Origin of the sequence: Mumia sp. Pv4-285 (assembly GCF_041320275.1) — a bacterium.
GTDB classification, from domain to species: domain Bacteria; phylum Actinomycetota; class Actinomycetes; order Propionibacteriales; family Nocardioidaceae; genus Mumia; species Mumia qirimensis.
In genome coordinates, this window is record NZ_CP162023.1 from 609,105 (window position 1) to 628,957 (window position 19,853).

The window sequence follows — 19,853 nt, forward strand, 5'->3', positions numbered from 1 at the left end:
GTGGATCTCACCCTGCTCATGGTGATCCTCGTGGTCAGCCTCGCGCTGGCTTTCGACTACACCAACGGCTTCCACGATGCGGCCAACGCGATCGCGACGTCCGTGTCCACCCGGGCACTGACACCGCGCATCGCGCTCCTGATGGCCGCGATCATGAACTTCATCGGGGCGTTCCTCGGCACGGAGGTCGCCGACACCGTCGGCAGCATCATCTCCTCAGGTGTCGAGGGCGCAGGCAACCACGGTCTCACCGTGGTGCTCAGTGCCCTCGTCGGCGCGATCGTCTGGAACCTCATCACCTGGTACTTCGGGCTTCCGTCGTCGTCGTCGCACGCGCTGATCGGCGGTCTGGTCGGTGCCGGTGTGGCCTCGGCGAGCACCGTCGACTGGCCCACGGTCGTCGACAAGGTCGCGATCCCGATGGTCGTGTCGCCGCTGATCGGCTTCAGCGGCGCCTTCCTGCTGATGCTGGCGATCATGTGGATCTTCAAGAACCGCAACCCGCAGCGGACGATGCGCGGCTTCCGTCTCGCACAGACCGTGTCGGCAGCCGCGATGGCACTCGGCCACGGCCTGCAGGACGCCCAGAAGACGATGGGTGTCATGTTCCTGGCGCTGCTCGCCGGCGGCTACGTCTCCGAAGGCGACGACATCCCGATCTGGGTGATGGCGAGCGCCGCAGCAGCGATCTCGCTCGGTACGTACTCCGGTGGTTGGCGCATCATGCGGACGCTCGGTCGACGGATCATCCACCTCGACCCGGCCCGCGGCTTCGCCTCGGAAGCGGTCGCTGCGAGCGTGCTCTACGTGATGGCGATCGGCCTCCACGCGCCGGTCTCGACGACCCACACCATCACGTCGTCGATCATGGGTGCCGGAGCGACCAAGCGGTTCAGCGCGGTCCGCTGGGGCGTCGCCCGCGGCATCGTCACCGCGTGGATCGTGACCATCCCCGCGGCGGCCACCGTCGCTGCGATCACCTACTGGATCTGCGCACTCTTCCTGCCGTAGGCAGCCCGCACGACAAACGAAGGGCGCCCACCGACCCCCGCGTCGGATGGGCGCCCTCCGTGCTGTCCGTCAGCCGAAGCGGCCGGTGATGTAGGCCTCGGTCGACGAGTTGTCGGGGTTGGAGAAGATCTTCGTGGTCGGGCCCGACTCGATGAGCTGTCCCGGCTCACCCACCCCGGCCAGGTTGAAGAACGCGGTCTCGTCGGACACCCGTGCAGCCTGCTGCATGTTGTGCGTGACGATCACGATCGTGTAGTCGTTCTTGAGCTGACCGATGAGGTCCTCGATCGCGCTGGTCGAGATCGGGTCGAGCGCGGAGCAGGGCTCGTCCATGAGCAGCACCTGCGGCTCGACGGCGATCGCGCGCGCGATGCAGAGTCGCTGCTGCTGACCGCCCGACAGCCCGGCACCGGGTCGGTTGAGCCGGTCCTTGACCTCGTCCCAGAGGTTGGCGCCACGCAGCGACCGCTCGGCGATCGTGTCGGCCTCGTCCTTCTTGAGACGAGCACCGTTGAGGCGGACACCCGCAAGGACGTTGTCCTTGATCGACATCGTCGGGAACGGGTTCGGCCGCTGGAAGACCATCCCGATCTCCCGGCGTACGAGCACCGGGTCGACACCCGGGGCGTACAGGTCACGGCCGTCGACACGGACGGTGCCGTCGACCCGCGCACCGGGAGCGACCTCGTGCATGCGGTTCAACGAGCGCAGGAAGGTCGACTTCCCGCACCCCGACGGGCCGATGATGGCGGTGACCGACTGCGCCTGGATCGCCAGCGTGATGCCGCGGACCGCGTGGACGTCGCCATAGTAGATGTCGAGGTCCTCGACGTCGATGCCGATGGCCGGCCGGCGCGAACCGGGACCGTCGGCGGCGCTCGCGGACGTGGTGCGGGGAGCCGTCGCCGGGACGGACTCGCGGAGTACGGATCGCATGCTCATCGCTTGTCCTTGGGAGAGAAGAAGTAGGTCACGAGGCGCGCCACGAGGTTGAGAGCCATGACGATCAGCATCAGCACGAGTGCGGCACCCCAGGCCCGTGCGATGGAGGGCTCCGGCGGGACGCCGGGGCTCATGATGGAGCTGTAGGTGAACACCGGCAGCGTCGCCATGCGTCCGTCGAACAGGTTGAAGTTGGTCGAGTCGGTGATCCCCACGGTGATGAGGAGCGGCGCCGTCTCGCCGATCACGCGCGCGACGGCCAGCGTGATGCCGGTGACCAGACCGGCCATCGCCGTCGGCAGCACCACCTTGACGATCGTCCGCCAGCGGGGGACACCCAGCGCGTACGCCGCCTCCCGCAGCTCGTTGGGCACGAGCTGGAGCATCTCCTCCGACGAACGCACCACCACCGGCGTCATCAGCACCGTCAGGGCGACCGCGCCGGCGAAGCCCATCCGAACCCCTGGTCCGAAGAAGACGACGAACAGGGCGTAGGCGAAGAGGCCGGCGACGATCGACGGGATGCCCGTCATGACGTCGACGAGGAAGCGGATGGCCTTCGCGAGGCGGCCATCACCGCCGTACTCGACGAGGTAGATCGCGGTCAGCAGTCCCAACGGCACCGACATCGCGGCGGTGGCGGCGGTGATGATGACCGTGCCCCAGATCGCGTGGTAGATGCCGCCACCCTCGCCGACGACGTTGCGCATGGAGTACGAGAAGAACTCCGGCGCGAGCACTGGGAGGCCGTTCTTGACGACGGTCCACAGGATGGAGACGAGCGGGACCATCGCCAGCGCGAAGGCGCTCGAGACGACGACGGTCACGAGCCGGTCGAACGCCTTGCGTCGGCCCTCGACCGCGTACGAGAGGAGAGGGAACCCGACCACGACGACGGCCCAGCCTGCGAGCAGCGAGGGGATGAGCGCGAGCCCGAGGCCGGCGTGCAGCGCCGACGTGAGGACGACGGCGATCGCCAGCGCGACCCAGCCCGAGCGGCGTGGCAGCTGCGGGTGGTGCCAGCTGCTCAGCTGCGCGGGAGCGTCCTCGCGCTTCGGCGCCGGAGGTGCGGTGGTGCTCATGCGTTGCCTTCCTTGCCTGAGCGCTGCGGTACCTCGCTCCGGCACGCCTCGTTCCTCGGCGTACCTCCGCTCCGGTTCCTCGCGCTCATGCGTTGCCTTCCTTGCCTGAGCGCTGCGGTACCTCGCTCCGGCACGCCTCGTTCCTCGGCGTACCTCCGCTCCGGTTCCGCGCGCTCATGCGTTGGCTCCCGAGAACTCCTTGCGCCGGTTCACGATGGCGCGTGCGGCGAAGTTGACCGCGAAGGTGATGACGAAGAGCACCAGACCGGACGCGATGAGTGCGTTCACGGTGAGCCCCGAGGCCTCGTTGAACTGGAGCGCGATGTTGGCGGGGATGGTGCTCGGGTTGGTCGAGCTGATCAGGTTGAACGTGACGACGCCCGACGCCGAGAGGACCATCGCGACTGCCATCGTCTCGCCGAGGGCGCGGCCGAGACCGAGCATCGCGCCGCCGATCATGCCCGAGCGGCCGTGCGGAAGGACGACAGTCCGGATCATCTCCCAGCGGGTCGCGCCGAGCGCGAGCGCTGCCTCCTCCAGGAGGACCGGCGTCTGGCGGAAGACCTCGCGGGCGATCGCGGTCACGATCGGCAGGATCATCACCGCGAGCACGACGGCTGCCGTGAGGATGGTGCGGCCGGTGGCGGACGCGGGACCTGCGAAGAACGGGAGGAAGCCGAGGTTCGCCTCGAGCCACTCGAACGGCCCGACGAGCTCTCCGGCGAGCACGCGCATGCCCCAGAGCCCGAAGACCACGGAGGGCACAGCAGCGAGGAGGTCGATCACGTAGCCGAGCGTGTGACCGAGTCGTCGTGGCACGTAGTAGGTGACGAAGAGCGCGACCGCGACGGCGAGAGGCACGGCGATCACGAGGGCGAGAGCCGCGCTCCAGAGCGTGCCGAAGACGAGCGGCAGGACCCAGGACAGGAACGACTCGCCGCTCTTCACCTCGTCGGGCGAGGCGGTGATGCCGGGGATCCCTTCGGCCGTCAGGAAGATCGCGACCCCGGCGAGGATCGCGACGATGGCCAGAGCGGCGCCCTTCGACAGTCCCAGGAACAGGCGGTCACCGAGTCGGCGCTTCGCCGGGCCGTGCTCGGCAGCACCCCGCGGTGGGGACGGTGTTGAGGTGTCGGTCACTGAGTGGTCCTCCGGTGGAGAAGTCGGGCGGGGCATACCTGCGGGTGGCACTCCGATCCCCCGATTCGGGGTACCACCCGCAGGAGCATCACTTCGCCGAGATGCCCTCGGCGATGCCCGAGATGCGCTCCTCGAGAGCGCTGGTCAGCGGCGCGGAGCCGGCGCCCTCGGCGGCTGCCTGCTGGCCGTCGGAGCTGGCGACGTAGGTGAGCCAGCCCTTGACGAGATCGGCCTTGGCCTCGTCGTCGTACTGCAGGCACGCGATCTGGTACGACACCAGGACGGCCGGGTAGACGCCGGCCTCGGTGGTCTTGTGGTCGATGTCCATCACGATGTGCGAGTCGCCGCGGCCCTCGATCGGTGCGGAGGCCTCGAGGATCTTGGCGGCTGCCTCGGGGCTCGGCCCGACGTACTCGTCGCCGACCTTGAGCGAGGCGACTCCGAGTTCGCCGGCCTGGCTGGCGTCGGCGTAGCCGATCGTGCCCTCGCCGCCCTGGACGGCAGCGACCACGCCGGAGGTGCCCTGCGCGCCCTCGCCGCCCTTGATCGGCCAGGTCTCGACCTCGCCGGCGGTCCAGCTCTCGGGGGCGACCGCAGCCATGTAGGCGGTGAAGTTCTCGGTGGTGCCCGAGTCGTCCGAGCGGTGGACGGGCGTGATCTTCGAGGACGGCAGGTCCGCATCGGGGTTGTCGGCCTTGATGGCCTCGTCGTCCCAAGTGGTGATCGTGCCGGCGAAGATCTTGCCCAGGGTGTCGGGCGAGAGCTGCAGGCCGTCGATGCCGGGGAGGTTGTAGATGACGGCGATCGGGCTGACGTAGGTCGGGACCTCGACGACGTCGCTGCCACAGCGCTCCTCGGCCTTGGCGAGCTCGTCGTCGTCGAGGTAGGCGTCGGAGCCTGCGAAGTCGGTGCCGCCGGCGAGGAACTGCTCGCGGCCCGCGCCGGAGCCGGCGGGATCGTAGTTGACGGTCACGTCAGGGTTCGCCGTCTGGAAGCCCTGCTTCCACGAACCGACTGCGGCCTCCTGCGAGCTGGCGCCGGCGCCGTTGAGCGTGCCGCTGAGGGCGCTGGCGGTGGTGTCGTCATCCGCGCCGGCCTCGTTGCCTGCACCGCAGGCGGACAGGCTCAGGGCCACGGTCGCGGCGAGCGCCAGGGGGGCGGCAACGCGGAGCTTGTTGCGGTTCACTGTGTTCTTCCCTCTCTGGGAAACGTCGTGTCAGATCTGTGCTGTCGACGGCGACGTTAGGCACCAGAGGTGAAGCGGCAGGCGGACGCAGGTGAACCGAAGGTGAACGCTGCCTGACGAGTTCGGGCGGATCCGGCGCGTCTCCCGTGGTCAGACGGCCGAAGGAGCGGCCAGGAGCGCGCTGTGCTCGGTGCGCTCGAGGTAGTGCCGGACGGTGTCCCGGCTCTTCGTGAGGCACGCGATCTTGTCGTCGAGGGAGACCAGCTCGCCGTACAGCATCTCGGCGAACGTCTGGCTGCACGAGGGTGAACGCTGGTCGTCGGCCAGCGCCTCGATGTCGAGCACCACCCTGACGAGCCGGGTCGGGAGCCCCGAGGCGATGAGGCTTCGGATCGTGCGGACCCGCTCGACGTCGGACTCCTCGTACGACCGGTAGCCGTTGTCCTGACGGCTCGCGGCGAGCAGGCCTTGCTCCTCGTAGTAGCGGAGCATCCGCGGTGCGACTCCGGTCCGGTCCGCCAGCTCTCCGACGCGCATCTGCACGGTCCTCTCGTCTCGGGCTTGACCTTCACACAGATGTAAAGGTTTACGGTCCCAGCATGACACGGAAGACATGGATTGCACTGGTGACGCTCGCAGGTGCGGCGTTCGCCACGGTGACGGTCGAGCTGCTCCCCGCCGGGCTGCTCGCGATGATGGCCGACGAGCTCGGGGTCTCCGAGGGTCGGATCGGCCTGCTGGTGACGGCATGGGCCCTCACGGTGGCTGCTTTGAGCCTGCCGCTCGAGCGTGCCACCCGACGCCTCCCTCGACGTACGGTGATGGTCGCGGCGGTCGTGGTGAGTGCCGCGGCCGCCGTGCTCGCGGCGGTCGCTCCGGCGTACGGCGTGCTGGTGGTGGCTCGCATCGTGGCGGCCGCCGGGCACGGCCTGCTCTGGTCGCTGCTGGTGCCGTACGCGGCCTCGCTCGTCGACGAGCGACACCTCGGCCGGGCCGTCTCCGTCGTGCTCGTGGGACCGACCGCAGCCGGCGTGGTGGGCGTGCCGCTGGGTACGGCGATGGCCGGCGTGCTGGGATGGCGCGCGGTGCTCGTCGCCGCCGGTGTGCTGCTTGCCGCCGCCGCCTGGGCGCTGGTGCGCGTGCTGCCGTCCCACAAAGGCGGTGCGGTCGACGTCGCACACGCGGCCTCCGAAGGTCGCGTGTCCGCACCCGGACGCGACGGCACGCTCGTGCCCGTGCTGGTCACTGCCGCGCTCGGCGCCCTGGTGCTCGTCGGTCACTTCCAGCTGTTCACCTTCGTCGCCCCGATCGTCATCGACGTGGCCGGATTCGACGCCGCCGCCCTCGGCGGGGTCCTGGCGCTGTTCGGTGCGACCGGCGCCCTCGGGCTGGCCGTCGCCGGCCCGCTGTCCGACCGGCTGCCCCGTACGGCGCTGCCGGCGACCGCGGTCGCCTTCGCCGGCACCGCGCTCGCGCTGACCGTGGTCGACCGTGGCGTGGCTCTGGCTCTCGTCGTCATCGGTGTCTGGGGCGTGATGATCGGGCTGTTCCCGCCGGTGTTCCAGGCGACCATCATGCGGATCGCCTCCGAGCGCAGCCGCGGCGCCGCGGGCGCCGTCGTCGTCACGGCGCTCAACCTCGGCATCGCGGCGGGAGCGGCATCCGGGGCGTGGCTCCTCCAACAGCTCGGCGCCGCGTGGCTGGCACCGGTCGCCGCGGTCCTGATCGGTGTCGCTGCTGCCGGCCTGACGCTCAGTGCGGCGCGTGGTGCTCGGTCGCGTGGACCTCGCCCCGCCGATGGTGCACGACCACCAGCCCGGCCGGCGCCAGCGGATCGGCACTGACCGATGCGGCGTCGACTCCGACCGACGCGAGCATCCGCGGGATGACCGTGCGGTGGCCGCAGACGGCGACCGGCCGCTTGAGGGCGACGTCCTCGGCCATCGCCTCGAAGAGCGGGCGGTTCTTCGCGGGGCCGCCGTCGCGCGGCTCGTCGAGGCGGTGGTCCACCGTGATGGGGCGTCCGGCGGAGTCGGCGTACGGGACGACGGTCTGGACGCACCGCAGCGCGCCGCTGGCGTGGACGTGGTGCACCCCGTACGCCGCGAGCAGCGGCCGCAGGGAGTGCGACTCGCGCTTGCCCTCGGCCGTCAGCGGCCTCGACAGTGCGTCCTTGCGCCAACGGCGGCGGGGCCGGGCGGCCGCGTGGCGGACGACGATCAGGGTCCGCGTCCGATGGCTCCCCGCGCCCACGCGTTCGAGGAAGGTGTCGATCACGGCGCGGTCGGTGTCGTACGAGACCCGCTTGCCGGCCTTCTCCAACGGCACCCACGCGACGGCGTCGATCTCGCGGTTCGGGACGTAGGAGTCGGCGTCACCGCTGAGGGGCCGCGCGGCCCAGTAGGCGACGTTCTTGAGGCGCCCCGCGGCGAACTCGTACTCCAGCTCGAGAAGCGGGACGCCGAGTCGCGAGAGGACGCCGGTCTCCTCCTCGACCTCGCGGACGGCAGCAGCCGGGCGGGTCTCACCTCGCTCGACGGTCCCCTTCGGCACGGTCCAGTCGTCGTGCCGGGTCCGGTGCACGAGCAGGACCTCGAGGTCGCTCTTGGCGCCGGGGTGGGCCGGACGCCAGACGAGTGCGCCGGCGGACATCCTGACGGGGATGCTCACACGATCCCGCCGACCGTCGCCGCCCGCTCCTTCGCCTCGGCCCGCGCCCGAGCGCGTCGAGCCCGCGTGAGTGCGATCGTCGTCTGCTGGAGGTCGATCAGGGGAGGCCCGTCGGTCGTCTGTCTCGTCCAGGTGCCGTCGGGGCCCAGGTTCCAGGCGTCGGTCGTCGGGTCCATCGCGAGATCGAGCATGGCCCCGATCTGCGCGATGTGCTCGCGGCGGTCGAGCCGGACGAGCACCTCGACGCGACGGTCGAGGTTGCGGTGCATCAGGTCCGCCGAGCCGATCCACACCTGCGGCTCACCCCCGTCCTCGAACCAGAACACCCGGCTGTGCTCGAGGTATCGGCCGAGGACGCTGCGGACGACGATGTTGTCGCTCATCCCCGGCACCCCTGGCCGCAGCGCGCAGATCCCGCGGACCAGCATCTCCACCGGCACTCCGGCCCGCGAGGCTCGGTAGAGGGCGTCGATGACGTCCTCGTCGACTATCGAGTTGACCTTGATGCGGATGCCGGCGGCGCGTCCGGCCCGCTGGTGCTCGATCTCGCGCTCGATCTGCTCCACGATGCCGGGGCGCAGCCCGGCCGGCGCGACCATCAGCTGCCGGTACGACTCGCGGCGGGAGTAGCCGGAGAGGTTGTTGAAGAGGTCGGTGAGGTCGTCCGCGATCTCGGTGTTGGTGGTGAGGAGCCCGTAGTCCTCGTAGAGGCGGGCCGTCTTGGGGTTGTAGTTGCCGGTGCCGATGTGCGCGTAGCGACGCAGCCCGTCGGCCTCGTCCCGGACGACGAGGCACAGCTTGCAGTGCGTCTTGAGGCCGAGCAGCCCGTAGACCACGTGGCAGCCTGCCCGCTCGAGCTTGCGCGCCCAGCGGATGTTGGCCTGCTCGTCGAACCGCGCCTTGATCTCGACCAGGACGAGGACCTGCTTGCCGGCGCGGGCGGCATCGATGAGCGAGTCGATGATCGGCGAGTCTCCGGAGGTGCGGTAGAGAGTCTGCTTGATCGCGAGCACCTGAGGGTCGGCCGCCGCCTGCTCGACGAACCGCTGAACGCTGGTCGCGAAGGAGTCGTACGGGTGGTGCAGCAGCACGTCGTGCTCGCGCAGGGCGGAGAACATGTCGACCGGGCTCGCCGACTCCACCTCCGCGAGGCCGGGGTGGGTGGTCGGGACGAACGGCTCGTACTGGAGCTCGGGCCGGTCGAGGTCGGCGATCTGGTGAAGGCTCGCGAGATCGAGCGGAGCGGGGAGCGCGAACACCTCGTTGCGGGTGATGTCGAGCTCGGTGACCAGCAGCTCCAGGACGTGCTCGTCCATCGTGTCCTCGACCTCGAGGCGGACGGGCGGCCCGAACTTGCGTCGGAGGAGCTCCTGCTCGAGAGCCTTGAGAAGGTTCTCGGCGTCGTCCTCCTCGACCTCGAGGTCCTCGTTGCGGGTGACGCGGAAGGTGTGGTGGGCCTCGATGTCCATCCCGGGGAACAGGGCGTCCAGGTGCGCGGCGATGACCTCTTCCAGCGGGACGAACCGGTGCGGGCCGACGCTGACCCAGCGGTCGAAGATCGGCGGCACCTTGACGCGGGCGAAGTGCGCCTTGCCGGTGACGGGGTTGCGCATGACGACGGCGAGGTTGAGCGAGAGACCCGAGATGTAGGGGAACGGGTGGGCCGGGTCGACGGCGAGCGGCGTGAGCACCGGGAACACCCGCCGGCGGAAGACCTCGGTCGCGTCGGCACGCTCGCCGTCCTCGAGGTCGTCCCAGTGGAGCAGGGCGATGCCACGCTCGTCGAGCGCTCCCTTGAGGGCGTCCGTGAGCAGTGCTCCCTGGCGGCGCATCAGCTGGTGGCTGGCGAGGAGGCTCTCGGACCAGACCTCTCGTGGTTGCATCCCGCTGGCCCGCCTCGACGCGAGGCCGGTGGCGATGCGTCGCTTGAGGCCGGCGATGCGGACCATGAAGAACTCGTCGAGGTTGCCCGAGAAGATCGCCGTGAACCGGACCCGCTCGAGCAAGGGGACGCTCGGGTCCTCGGCCAGCTCGAGCACCCGCTGGTTGAACGCCAGCCACGACAGCTCACGATCGCTGAACCGGCCTTCGGGCAGGTCGGGCTCGTGATCGACGAACGGCGGATCGACGTCGAACGAGTCCGGCGAGTGGGGCTGGTCCTCTGTCACGGTGCCCCCGACGCCTGCGGGAAAGTCATCAGCCATGGCCCGATCGTGCCACGGGAAAGTGACCAGCAGGTGACGCGCGGCTCAGGCGCTTCTGCCCACCCACAGCCGGTGGTGTGCACCGACCGGGATCTCGGCGACGCGGACGAAGCCCGCCGACTCCAGGACGAGCACCTGCTCCGGCTCGAGCGACACGGCAGCGGCCGTCCCCTCGAGCTCCTCGAGCGCCCGGACGGTGCACGCCATGAGCAGCCTGTCGCGCTCTGCGGGCGGGAGCTGCGGATCTGCGGCGAGCCCGGTGAGCAGGACGTCGGGCTGGATCGCGTCGAGGTGCGCGCCGATCTCCGGGGTGGCGGCGTCGAGGACGCCCCGTACGTCGCTGCCCGGATCGAGCGCAGCCTGGACGGTGGCGGCGTCGAGCTCGCGAGCGACCACGGCGCTCAGTGCGTTGACCTGCGCCATCGCGGTCGTCGGCACCCACACCGACGCCGCGAGGACGATGCCCTCGTGGTCGGCGACCCACATCTGCCCGTGCTGGAGGACGACATGGCTGAGCGCGAGCCGGGTGACCGACGCGGCGACCACCGGGTCTGCGGGTCCGTCGATCGTCCCGTCACCGTCGAGGTCGACCTGGGGAGCGGCCGCCTCGAGGAGGCGCGTGACGTGGGTGACGTCGGCGATCCCGCCTCGTCGGACGGCGTACGCGGTGTCGGGATCGAGCTGCGTGGTCATGACTCAACCCTGACAACCCGGATCAAGCCGGTGGGTCGGCGGCGACGTCAGCCGGCGTCGTACAGGACGTCGCGGGCGGCCTCGACGAAGCCGAGACCGTGGTACGTCGCGAGCGCGGGCGTGTTGTCACCCTCGACGTACAGATCGATGCGGGCGACCCCGGTGCCGACGAGGTGGTGCAGGCCACGCAGGGTGAGCGCCTTGCCCAGTCCGCGGCCCTGCTCGGACGGGTCCACGCCGACGACGTAGACCTCACCGACGTCGCCACCCTGGGCCGGTGCCGGGTCGATCTTGGTCCAGTGGAAGCCGACCACCTCGCCGTCCCGCTCAGCGACGAACAGTCCTTCGGGGTCGAACCAGGGCTGCGCCATCCGGGCGCGCAGATCGGCCTCGTCCATCGCTCCCTGCTCCGGGTGCGACGCGAACGCGCGGGCGTTCACGGCCAGCAGGCCGGCCGCGTCGGCGTCGCGCCACGTGCGGAGGACGACGCCGTCGACGGGCCGCTCGGCGGGCAACGGGCTCGCGGTGTCGCGCTCGAGCACGAGCAGGGTGCGGGACGCAGTGAGGCCGGCGGACTGTGCGAGCCCCTGGGCGGCCGGGAGGTCTCCGTGCGCCCAGAACCGTCGCTCGCCCCGGCCTCGCAGGTCCTCGAGGAGCGACCGTCCGATGCCCCGGCGTCGGTGCGAAGGCGCGACGTAAAGCTCGACAGGCGCGTCGGCGGCCGCGAAGGCGACACCCACCACCGTGCCGTCGTCTCTTACGACCTCGTCGACCCGCGCTGCCTCTCCTGCGGAGACGGCGATGCGGCTCGCCTCGTTCAGCGGCGAGACTCCGTCGGCTTCGGCGACCTTTTCGGCGAGTGCGACACGAGGATCGACGGGCGAGGTCATGAGCGTCCTTCCTGAGCGGTGTGCTTCGAGCGCAGCGTACGGACCTGCATCGCCACCTCGGCGGCCACGGCGCCCGCGAGGGCCGCCGGATCCTCCTCGTCGCCGTCGAGCTCCCGGACGAGCACCTGCACCTTGCCGGCGGCGTACAGGTCCGACGCCGAGACCCGCTGCGACCGCGCCATCTCGGCCGCGTGGTCCGCGTTGCCGTGCACGATCGCCGACGCGCCCTCCGGCGGGAGCGGGGAGAGCCACGCGTTCTGGGTCGCGACCACGACGTCGGCCGGGAACAGCGCCAGCGCACCGCCGCCGCACCCTTCGCCGAGCAGGACGGAGACGGTGGGCACGGTCATCGTCGCCATCGAGGCGATGCACCGGGCGATCTCACCGGCGATCGCCCCCTCCTCGGCCGCCTTCGAGAGCTCGGCGCCGGGCGTGTCGATGATCGAGACGAGAGGGAGTCCGAGCTCGTTGGCCAGCCGCATCCCGCGGCGGGCCTCACGCAGTGCGCCAGGGCCCATGGGCGCGCGAGCCTGCGCCCTGCGGTCCTGCCCGACGACGACGCAGGGTTCGCCGTCGAGCCGTGTCAGCGCGACGATCATGGCGCTGTCGCGCTCGCCCTCGTCGGTGCCCTGGAGCCGGATCGTGTCCTCTCCCGCGACCCGCAGCACGTCGCGCACGCCCAGTCGGTGCGGTGCTCGGGTGCGCTCGATCGACGCCCACGTGTCCAGCGCGGCGTCCGTCGCGGGCTCGCGGCGCTGGAGGGTCGACGGCTTCGGGGGATCGACGAGGATGCTCAGCGTACGGTCGACCAGGGCCGGCAGGTCCTCCGCCGAGACGACCGCATCGAGGATGCCGTGGTGGGCGAGGTTCTCGGCGGTCTGCACGCCTTCAGGGAACACGCTGTGGTTGAGCACCTCGTACACCTTCGGGCCGAGGAAGCCGACGAGCGCCGCGGGCTCGGCGACGGTCACGTGGCCCAGCGAGCCCCACGACGCGAAGACGCCGCCGGTGGTGGGGTGACCCAGATGGACGAGGTAGGGGAGTCCTGCCGCCTTGTGGTCCATGATCGCGCGGGAGATGTCGATCATCCGGAGGAACGCGGGTGTGCCCTCCTGCATGCGGGTGCCGCCGGACGCGGTCGTCGCGAGCACCGGGATGCCCTCCGCGGTGGCGCGGCGTACGGCCGAGACGATCCGCAGGGCCGCGTCCTCGCCGATCGAGCCGGCCAGGAACCGGAACTCGCTCGCGACGACGGCGACCGGCCGGCCACGAACCGTCGCGCGGCCGGTGATCACCGACTCGTCGCGTCCGGAGCGCTCGGCGGCGCGGACGAGCTCGCGCTGATAGGTCTCGGGCCACCGGCTGATGTCGATCGGGGAGTCCCACGACGTGAACGAGCCGGCGTCGAGGACGAGCTCGACGAGGTTGGACGCCGTACGGCGTGCGCTCATCGGCGTCAGCGGGGGACGCGCAGCCTGCCGGCGGCTCGGGCATGCTCCGAGTCGTCGCTGGCGCTCTCCTGCGCGCCGGCGTCACGGCGGTCACGCGACTGGGCGACGAACCGGTAGCCGACGTTGCGGACCGTGCCGATCAGCGTCTCGTTGTCGGGGCCGAGCTTCGCGCGCAGACGACGCACGTGGACGTCGACCGTACGGGTGCCTCCGAAGTAGTCGTAACCCCACACCTCCTGCAGCAGCTGCTGGCGCGTGAAGACGCGGCCCGGGTGCTGCGCGAGGAACTTGAGGAGCTCGAACTCCTTGAACGTGAGGTCGAGCGAGCGCCCATCGAGACGAGCCGTGTAGGTGACGTCGTCGACGGTGAGGCCACCGGACTTGATCACGTGGGCGTCGGGGTCGTTGCCGGACTCGGCCGACACACGGCCGATCGACAGCCGCAGCCGAGCCTCGACCTCCGCAGGACCCGCCGTGGTGAGGATCACGTCGTCCATGCCCCAGTCGGCCGCCACCACGGCGAGCCCGCCCTCGGTCACGATCAGGACGAGAGGGGAGTCGACGCCCGTCGTCCTGAGGAGGCGGGTGAGCCCACGCGCCTGGGCGAGGTCGGTGCGACCGTCGACCAGGACGGCGTCGCACGACGGCGCATCGAGGAGGGCGCTCGCCTCGGGCGGGAGGATCTTCACGTGGTGCGGGAGGAGCGCCAGCGCAGGCAGCACTTCGATGGACGACTGCGTGCTCGGTGTCAGCAGGAGCAAGGTGGACATCGCGTAACCCTTCTGCAGGTACAAAGAAAGCCCAGGGCTCTGCCCTGGGCTCCGTTGCTTGCTCCACAATAGTCCACGTGACGGAAGCATCAACTTCGGGTAACCAGGGCGCGGCCAGCAGTGCTGCCGTCACGGTGCGCTACTGGGCGGCCGCGCGCGCTGCCGCAGGTCGTGACGTGGATCACGTCCCACCAGGCACGGTTGCCGAGATCCTCGACGCCGTCAGCGTGTTGCACGCCGGCAACGAGCGGTTCATGCGCGTGCTCGAGATCTGCTCGATCCTGGTCGGCGAGGAGCCGCTCGGGGCCACCGACCCGGCCACCGTGGCGGTGCCGGCCGGTGGGCAGCTGGAGCTGCTGCCACCCTTCGCCGGAGGCGACGGTCGGCTGAGCGCCGGAGGCGACGGTCGGCTGAGCGCCGGAGGCGAGGCCGTACGCGGTCCCGCGCGCAGCATTGTCCTGTCCGACGGGGGACGCGGGCGACGAGACCGTACGTGAGCCGCATCCGCGAGGACGCGCGCTCACCCTTCGGGTTGACGTCGATCGCGCCCTCGGTGGCGACGTGCCTCATCACGGTGGTGCTCGTGCTCGCCGTCCTCGCCGGACCGGTCGTCGTGGCGGCGGCCGTCCTCGTCGTCCAGCTCATGCTCGCGGCCGTCCCGTCGCCCGCCGGCGTCAGTCGCACGCCGGTGCGCGCGCCGAAGGCGGTCCCGATCGCCGCGGCCGGGATCGTCGCCTCGTTGGTGACCCTGGCTCCGGGGGTCGTCGACGGTGCCGCCGGCACCCGAGCCACGGCATCGGCCGACGTGGCCGGCGGCTCGCTGGTGGGCATCGGGTTGGCGCTGCCGGTCCTGGTGCTCGCGGCGCTCCTCGGCCAGCTCCGTCGCCCTGCACCCCGACCTGATGTGGTGCCGGCGCTGGGTGAGGTCGTCGCGATCGGGGTGATCGCGCTGCTCGCGACCGGCTGGGTCGCCGCTGCGATCTCGCCCGTCGGTCGCCCCGCTGTCATCGTCGCCGCGGTCGTCACGGCGGTGGTCGTGGTCGCGGACCACGCTCAGCGGATCCGGCCGGTCGCGTTGGTCTGGGCCCTTGCTCTCGGTGCCCTGATCGGCATCGTGCTCGCGGCGCTCGAGGGTGCCAACACGGTCGTCGGGGGAGTCGCCGCCGTGGCGATCGGCTGTGCCGCCGCACTCGGCGGAGCGGTCGGTCGCCGTTGGCGCCCGCTCCCGCCGAACCGGTGGGCCGTCGAGGTGGTCGCGCCGATCGCACTCGCGGGGCCGGTGGTCTTCGTCGCGTCGCTGCTGTGGGCAGGCCTCTGACGGTTGCGGATGCTCGCGGTCAGCGTGCCCGGTACGCGGCGGCGACGAGGGGTTCGGCGACGGCGGGGTCCATCCGTCGTACGGCCTCGCGCACGGCAAGCACCGGTACTCGCCCGGGTCGGTCGGCGATCCAGGCGGCGACGAGCTCCGGACGCCGTTTCGCCGTCTCGCGGAGCACCCAGCCGATCGCCTTGCGGACGAAGAACTCCCGTTCGGTCAGCATCCCCTCGGCGTAGCGTCCGAACCGCGCCCAGTCGCCGCGCCCCTGCCGCAGCGCCGGCATGAGCGCGAGCAAGGCCGCACGGCGTACCCAGAAGTCGTCGTCGCTCGACCAGCGGTCGAGCGCGGCACCACACCGGACGCCGCCGGCACCGTCGTCGCAGATGACGGCCGCGACCTCGATCGACAAGGGGTCGACCAGCGCCCACGTGCCGGCCGAGCGGACCATCGTCTCGACGAGACCGAGGTCGTCGCACCCCAGCGTGCCCACGCCCTCGGACAGTACGAAGACGGCCGCGAGCAGGTGCTCGTACGTCTCCGAGTCCCACAGCGTGCGCGCCACGGCCAGCGTGTTCGTACGGTCGCGCACCAACCTCGACCGCAGCGTGGACCGCACGATGCTGCGCGTCCGCGGCACCCCGACCCCGAGATGCGTGCGGGTGCTCTTGAGGTAGCGCGCCTCGCCTTCCGAGCGGGACGGGTCGGCGCTCTTCGCGAGGGTTCGCGTGATCTCCGCGGCCGCGGAGATCACGCGACCTCGTCCGTCATGCCCGCACCGTACCCTTGGAGCGTGCCCCTCGGTGTCTCCGTCCTGCTCGTCGTGCTGGTGATGACCGGCGCGTTCGCGGCCGTCCACAAGCATCGAGACGGTCGTGTCCGCGCCATGCCGGCGCCGGTCGGTGAGGTGGACACGGATGCGCCCCGTGCCCCGCGGGCTGCGCGCCACGTGCTGAGCGTCGACGACATCGGTGCCGCGCTGGGCTCGGGCGCGACCCTGGTCCAGGTCTCGAGCGCGTTCTGCGCGCCGTGCCGATCGGCTCGGGTCCTGCTGACACAGGTGGCAGGACGCCGAGAGGACGTCGCGTACGTCGACGTGGACGCGGAGTCGCACCTCGACCTGGTGCGGAGGCTGAACGTCATGCGGACCCCGACGATCATGGTGCTCGACCGTGACGGTGTGGTTGTCGGTCGTGCCTCCGGTGTCCCGCGGATGTCCGAGATCGAGGCGGTCCTGGACAGTGTCACCGCGTCGTCCATCTCAGATGGTGGATAGGTGTCTCGCAATATGAGACATCGACGTGACCCGTCGAGAAACGCCCCCTACTCTGGCGTCATGCCTCGTACGACACACCTGACCAAGCGCCGCGCAGTGGACCACTGCCGCGTGCGCTCGGCACTGTGTCGAATGCGCTGAACGAACCCAGCTCTCTGCCGCCGTCGTGCGGCTCCGTTCTGCGCCTGGAGTCTCGATGTCCACCCTTCCCCACCCTGACGCGCGCCCTGCGAGCAGCGCCGCTCGCCGTCCCGGTCAGGTCGACCCACGCGGCCAGCGCTTCGCTGCCGCGCTGACAGCCGCCGTCCTCGCGGCCGCGCTCGTCACGATCGGCACGCCGTTCGCGACCGCGCTCGTGGCGGTCCAGCTGGCGGTCTTCGCGCTCGGTGTCACACTCGGCCCGGCCCGCACCCCGTACGCACGACTTTTCGCGCGAGTCGTGCGTCCGAGGATCGGGGCGCCCACCGAGACCGAGGACGCTCGTCCGCCGCGCTTCGCCCAAGCGGTCGGCGGCGTCTTCGCGCTGGTCGCCCTGCTGGCCTCCGTGGCCGGCGTGGTGCCGCTCGCTGCCGTCGCGGTGGGCTTCGCGCTCGCGGCCGCCCTGCTCAACGCGGCGACGGGGTTCTGCCTCGGCTGCGAGATCTACCTGGCTCTCCGTCGCGTCGCACCGCAGCGCGCCTGACCGTCGCACATCATCACCCGCCCGACATCACACCCGCTTGACAACAACTGTGGAGGTACAACCATGAGCCGCGAAACTGCGCTCGTCACCGCCGACTGGGTCGACGAGCACCTGACCGACGAGAGCGTCGTCCTCATCGAGGTCGACGAGGACACCACGGCCTACGACAAGGGCCACATCGCCGGAGCGATCAAGCTCGACTGGAAGCACGACCTGCAGGACCAGGTCCGTCGTGACTTCGTCAACAAGGAGCAGTTCGAGGCCCTCCTCTCCGACCGTGGCGTGAGCAACGACCACACCGTCGTGCTCTACGGCGGCAACAACAACTGGTTCGCCGCCTACGCCTACTGGTACTTCAAGCTCTACGGCCACACCGACGTCAAGCTCCTCGACGGCGGCCGCAAGAAGTGGGAGCTCGACAGCCGCGAGCTCGTCGCCGAGGTCCCGACCCGTACGAAGACCTCCTACACCGCGACCGAGCAGGACACCTCGATCCGCGCCTTCCGTGACGAGGTCGTCGCCGCCATCGGCGTCCAGAACCTGATCGACGTGCGCAGCCCCGACGAGTTCGCCGGACGGCTCCTCGCCCCGGCGCACCTCCCGCAGGAGCAGGCGCAGCGTGGCGGTCACATCCCCACGGCCGGCAACGTGCCGTGGAGCAAGGCAGCCAACGACGACGGCACGTTCCGGAGCAACGAGGAGCTCGAGGCGCTGTACGCCGAGGCCGGCCTCGATCGCAGCAAGGACACCATCGCCTACTGCCGCATCGGCGAGCGCTCGTCGCACACGTGGTTCGTGCTGCAGGAGCTCCTCGAGATCCCGAACGTCAAGAACTACGACGGATCCTGGACCGAGTACGGCTCCCTCATCGGCGTGCCGGTCGCGCTCGGTGACGAGCCCGGGGAGGCCTGACATGTGCGGTGCGACGCGTGGCGGGCCGAGCCTCGCCGGAGTCGACCTGGAGAAGGAGACCGTCATCCAGGGCATCGTGACCAGGGACGGCGAGCCGGTCGGCAACGCCTACGTGCGTCTGCTCGACGCCACCGGTGAGTTCACCGCCGAGGTCCCGACCTCGGCGACCGGCCAGTTCCGCTTCTTCGCGGCGCCGGGCGAGTGGACGCTGCGCACGCTCGCGCCGCGTGCGGGGACGGTCGACCGCCTGGTCAGCGCCCAGCGTGGCAGCGCGGTCGACGTCGAGGTCGCGCTGGAAGCAGCAGCCTGACGCCGCTGGTCGAGGCGACGAAGTCGATCGAGACCACGAAACCCCCGTCCGGTGATACCGGGCGGGGGCTTCGTCGTACGCCCACCTTCGCTGGTCGAGGCCGGAGCGCCAGCGGAGGATCGAGACCAGCGGGATCTGCGGTCAGCTGACCTCGGTCTCGGTGCCGAGCTTCGCAGCGTCAGGGTTGAGCCGAAGGTACTTCTTGACCCTGTCGTTGCGGACCATGCGCCAGAGATCCTCGCCCTTGGCCTCGTCGAGCCGAACGATGCTCTGGCCGTTCGCGGTGTCGTAACCAGCGGTCGGGACGGTCATGAAGTCGACGTTGTCGACGCTGACCCCGCGGAGGTTCCAGGCGAGGTCGGTGATGGTGCCGGTGTCGAACCCCTCGTCGATCGTCAGGTTGTTGGCGACCGAGGACACCGTCTTCTGCAGGGAGATCGGGTTGCTGACGTTGGCGCCGCTCATCATCTTCTTCAGCAGCAGCCGGATGAAGTTCTGCTGGCGCTGGATGCGGCTGAAGTCGCCGTCGGAGAGGCCGTAGCGGGTCCGGACGTACTGGAGGGCCTTCTTGCCCTTGAGCTTGTGCCAACCCTCCTCCCACGTGACCTTCTGGGACGAGTCGTAGAACGTCTCCGGGATGTACACCCGCACGCCCCCGACGGCCTCGGTCATGTCCTGGAAGCCGTCCCAGTCCATGATCACCATGTGGTCCATACGCAGGTCCGTGATGTGCTCGACCGTCGAGATCGCGCCTGCCGGGCCGTAGTTGGCGAAGGCGGCGTTGACCTTGTCCTCACCGCGCGGCTCGCCGGTCTCGTCGTAGATCGTGACGTAGGAGTCGCGGGGGATCGAGACGACCGAGACGTTCTTCCGGTCGGCGGAGATGTGGGCGACCATGATCGTGTCGCTGCGGTGGATGCGGCCTTCCTTCCACCGCCCGTCCGAGCCGAGGTCGGCCTTGATCGACGACTTGTTGTTGTTGCCGTCGGCCTCCGCATCGGCGCCGAGCACCAGGATGTTGAGGGCTTGGCCGGGTGCTGGGTCAGGGCGATTCTCTGGCTTGATCGACGCCCCGCCCTGAACCTTGTCGATATCGCCGAGGCTGCCCATCAGCCCGAGCGCGTAGGTCGCGGAGCCGATCAAGACGACGGAGAGGACGCTCGCGATGGAGACGCCGACCCAGTGTCTGCGCATCCACCCGCGGGGCTTCTCGGCGCGCCGTTTGCCGGCGCCGTCGTACTCGCTCATCCGTCTCCCTGTCCAGCATGACGGCAGCCCAGACTCCTGGCCGGGGCTGCATCCTCCCTATTCTGCCTGAT

General features: G+C 70.4%; 21 protein-coding genes. 8 read left to right on the forward strand and 13 right to left on the reverse strand.

The window, feature by feature from the left end; translation table 11 throughout:
- Complete coding sequence (locus AB3M34_RS02930) at window positions 1–1,011, forward strand: inorganic phosphate transporter (RefSeq protein WP_370617586.1); 1,011 nt, start codon at window positions 1–3, stop codon at window positions 1,009–1,011.
- Window positions 1,012–1,080: 69 nt separating this feature from the next.
- On the opposite strand, the gene pstB is transcribed toward AB3M34_RS02930, so the two are convergent.
- The 5 genes from pstB to AB3M34_RS02955 form a co-directional block, all read right to left on the reverse strand.
- Window positions 1,081–1,953, reverse strand: coding sequence for a phosphate ABC transporter ATP-binding protein PstB (gene pstB, locus AB3M34_RS02935; protein ID WP_370617587.1), 873 nt, complete (start codon window positions 1,951–1,953; stop codon window positions 1,081–1,083).
- The gene (gene pstA, locus AB3M34_RS02940) at window positions 1,950–3,035 is read right to left on the reverse strand and encodes a phosphate ABC transporter permease PstA (protein WP_370617588.1); all 1,086 of its coding nucleotides are present in this window, start codon (window positions 3,033–3,035) and stop codon (window positions 1,950–1,952) included. The genes pstB and pstA overlap by 4 nt, the downstream gene beginning before the upstream one ends.
- 174 nt (window positions 3,036–3,209) lie before the next feature.
- Window positions 3,210–4,175, reverse strand: a complete 966-nt coding sequence (gene pstC, locus AB3M34_RS02945; protein WP_370617589.1) for a phosphate ABC transporter permease subunit PstC — start codon at window positions 4,173–4,175, stop codon at window positions 3,210–3,212.
- Between the two features lie 88 nt (window positions 4,176–4,263).
- Window positions 4,264–5,361, reverse strand: coding sequence for a phosphate ABC transporter substrate-binding protein PstS (gene pstS, locus AB3M34_RS02950; protein WP_370617590.1), 1,098 nt, complete (start codon window positions 5,359–5,361; stop codon window positions 4,264–4,266).
- A gap of 150 nt (window positions 5,362–5,511) precedes the next feature.
- Entirely contained in the window at window positions 5,512–5,898 is a 387-nt protein-coding gene (locus AB3M34_RS02955; RefSeq protein ID WP_370619933.1) for a MerR family transcriptional regulator, read from the reverse strand.
- A gap of 62 nt (window positions 5,899–5,960) precedes the next feature.
- On the opposite strand from AB3M34_RS02955, the gene AB3M34_RS02960 reads away from it, so the two are divergent.
- Window positions 5,961–7,205: an MFS transporter gene (locus AB3M34_RS02960; RefSeq protein WP_370617591.1), complete on the forward strand. Its 1,245-nt coding sequence runs from the start codon at window positions 5,961–5,963 to the stop codon at window positions 7,203–7,205.
- Here the strand turns inward: AB3M34_RS02960 and AB3M34_RS02965 are convergent.
- The 6 genes from AB3M34_RS02965 to AB3M34_RS02990 are packed head-to-tail and all read right to left on the reverse strand — an operon-like array spanning window position 7,114 to window position 14,039.
- Window positions 7,114–8,031, reverse strand: a complete 918-nt coding sequence (locus tag AB3M34_RS02965) for an NUDIX domain-containing protein (protein ID WP_370617592.1) — start codon at window positions 8,029–8,031, stop codon at window positions 7,114–7,116. The two genes, AB3M34_RS02960 and AB3M34_RS02965, sit on opposite strands and share 92 nt — an antisense overlap.
- Window positions 8,028–10,235, reverse strand: a complete 2,208-nt coding sequence (locus AB3M34_RS02970; RefSeq protein WP_370617593.1) for an RNA degradosome polyphosphate kinase — start codon at window positions 10,233–10,235, stop codon at window positions 8,028–8,030. Before AB3M34_RS02970 ends, AB3M34_RS02965 begins: the two co-directional genes overlap by 4 nt.
- A gap of 45 nt (window positions 10,236–10,280) precedes the next feature.
- Window positions 10,281–10,928 (reverse strand): hypothetical protein, encoded by a 648-nt coding sequence (locus tag AB3M34_RS02975; protein ID WP_370617594.1) that lies wholly within the window; start codon window positions 10,926–10,928, stop codon window positions 10,281–10,283.
- A gap of 47 nt (window positions 10,929–10,975) precedes the next feature.
- Window positions 10,976–11,818 (reverse strand): mycothiol synthase, encoded by an 843-nt coding sequence (gene mshD, locus AB3M34_RS02980; protein ID WP_370617595.1) that lies wholly within the window; start codon window positions 11,816–11,818, stop codon window positions 10,976–10,978.
- Window positions 11,815–13,269 (reverse strand): carboxyl transferase domain-containing protein, encoded by a 1,455-nt coding sequence (locus AB3M34_RS02985; RefSeq protein ID WP_370617596.1) that lies wholly within the window; start codon window positions 13,267–13,269, stop codon window positions 11,815–11,817. Before AB3M34_RS02985 ends, mshD begins: the two co-directional genes overlap by 4 nt.
- 5 nt (window positions 13,270–13,274) lie before the next feature.
- Window positions 13,275–14,039, reverse strand: coding sequence for a winged helix-turn-helix transcriptional regulator (locus AB3M34_RS02990; RefSeq protein ID WP_370617597.1), 765 nt, complete (start codon window positions 14,037–14,039; stop codon window positions 13,275–13,277).
- A gap of 77 nt (window positions 14,040–14,116) precedes the next feature.
- Here AB3M34_RS02990 and AB3M34_RS02995 point away from each other — a divergent pair, with 77 nt between their 5' ends.
- Together AB3M34_RS02995 and AB3M34_RS03000 are read left to right on the forward strand one after the other, a co-directional pair.
- A complete protein-coding gene (locus AB3M34_RS02995; protein WP_370617598.1) occupies window positions 14,117–14,536 on the forward strand; it encodes a hypothetical protein in 420 nt (139 codons plus the stop codon).
- Window positions 14,533–15,357, forward strand: a complete 825-nt coding sequence (locus tag AB3M34_RS03000) for a hypothetical protein (protein ID WP_370617599.1) — start codon at window positions 14,533–14,535, stop codon at window positions 15,355–15,357. Before AB3M34_RS02995 ends, AB3M34_RS03000 begins: the two co-directional genes overlap by 4 nt.
- 19 nt (window positions 15,358–15,376) lie before the next feature.
- Here the strand turns inward: AB3M34_RS03000 and AB3M34_RS03005 are convergent, their stop codons facing one another.
- Entirely contained in the window at window positions 15,377–16,108 is a 732-nt protein-coding gene (locus AB3M34_RS03005; RefSeq protein WP_370617600.1) for a DNA alkylation repair protein, read from the reverse strand.
- A 39-nt stretch (window positions 16,109–16,147) separates the two neighbouring features.
- Here AB3M34_RS03005 and AB3M34_RS03010 point away from each other — a divergent pair, with 39 nt between their 5' ends.
- The 4 genes from AB3M34_RS03010 to AB3M34_RS03025 all read left to right on the forward strand — a co-directional run bounded on the left by AB3M34_RS03010 (window position 16,148) and on the right by AB3M34_RS03025 (window position 18,534).
- Window positions 16,148–16,630 carry a thioredoxin family protein gene (locus AB3M34_RS03010; RefSeq protein WP_370617601.1) on the forward strand — a complete coding sequence of 161 codons (483 nt, stop codon included), beginning with the start codon at window positions 16,148–16,150 and terminating at the stop codon, window positions 16,628–16,630.
- 196 nt (window positions 16,631–16,826) lie between these two features.
- Window positions 16,827–17,312 (forward strand): DUF4395 domain-containing protein, encoded by a 486-nt coding sequence (locus tag AB3M34_RS03015; protein ID WP_370617602.1) that lies wholly within the window; start codon window positions 16,827–16,829, stop codon window positions 17,310–17,312.
- 63 nt (window positions 17,313–17,375) lie between these two features.
- Entirely contained in the window at window positions 17,376–18,224 is an 849-nt protein-coding gene (locus AB3M34_RS03020) for a sulfurtransferase (protein ID WP_370617603.1), read from the forward strand.
- Between the two features lies 1 nt (window position 18,225).
- Entirely contained in the window at window positions 18,226–18,534 is a 309-nt protein-coding gene (locus AB3M34_RS03025) for a DUF1416 domain-containing protein (protein WP_370617604.1), read from the forward strand.
- Window positions 18,535–18,675: 141 nt separating this feature from the next.
- On the opposite strand, the gene AB3M34_RS03030 is transcribed toward AB3M34_RS03025, so the two are convergent.
- Window positions 18,676–19,782: an LCP family protein gene (locus tag AB3M34_RS03030; protein WP_370617605.1), complete on the reverse strand. Its 1,107-nt coding sequence runs from the start codon at window positions 19,780–19,782 to the stop codon at window positions 18,676–18,678.
- Between the last annotated feature and the right edge of the window lie 71 nt (window positions 19,783–19,853).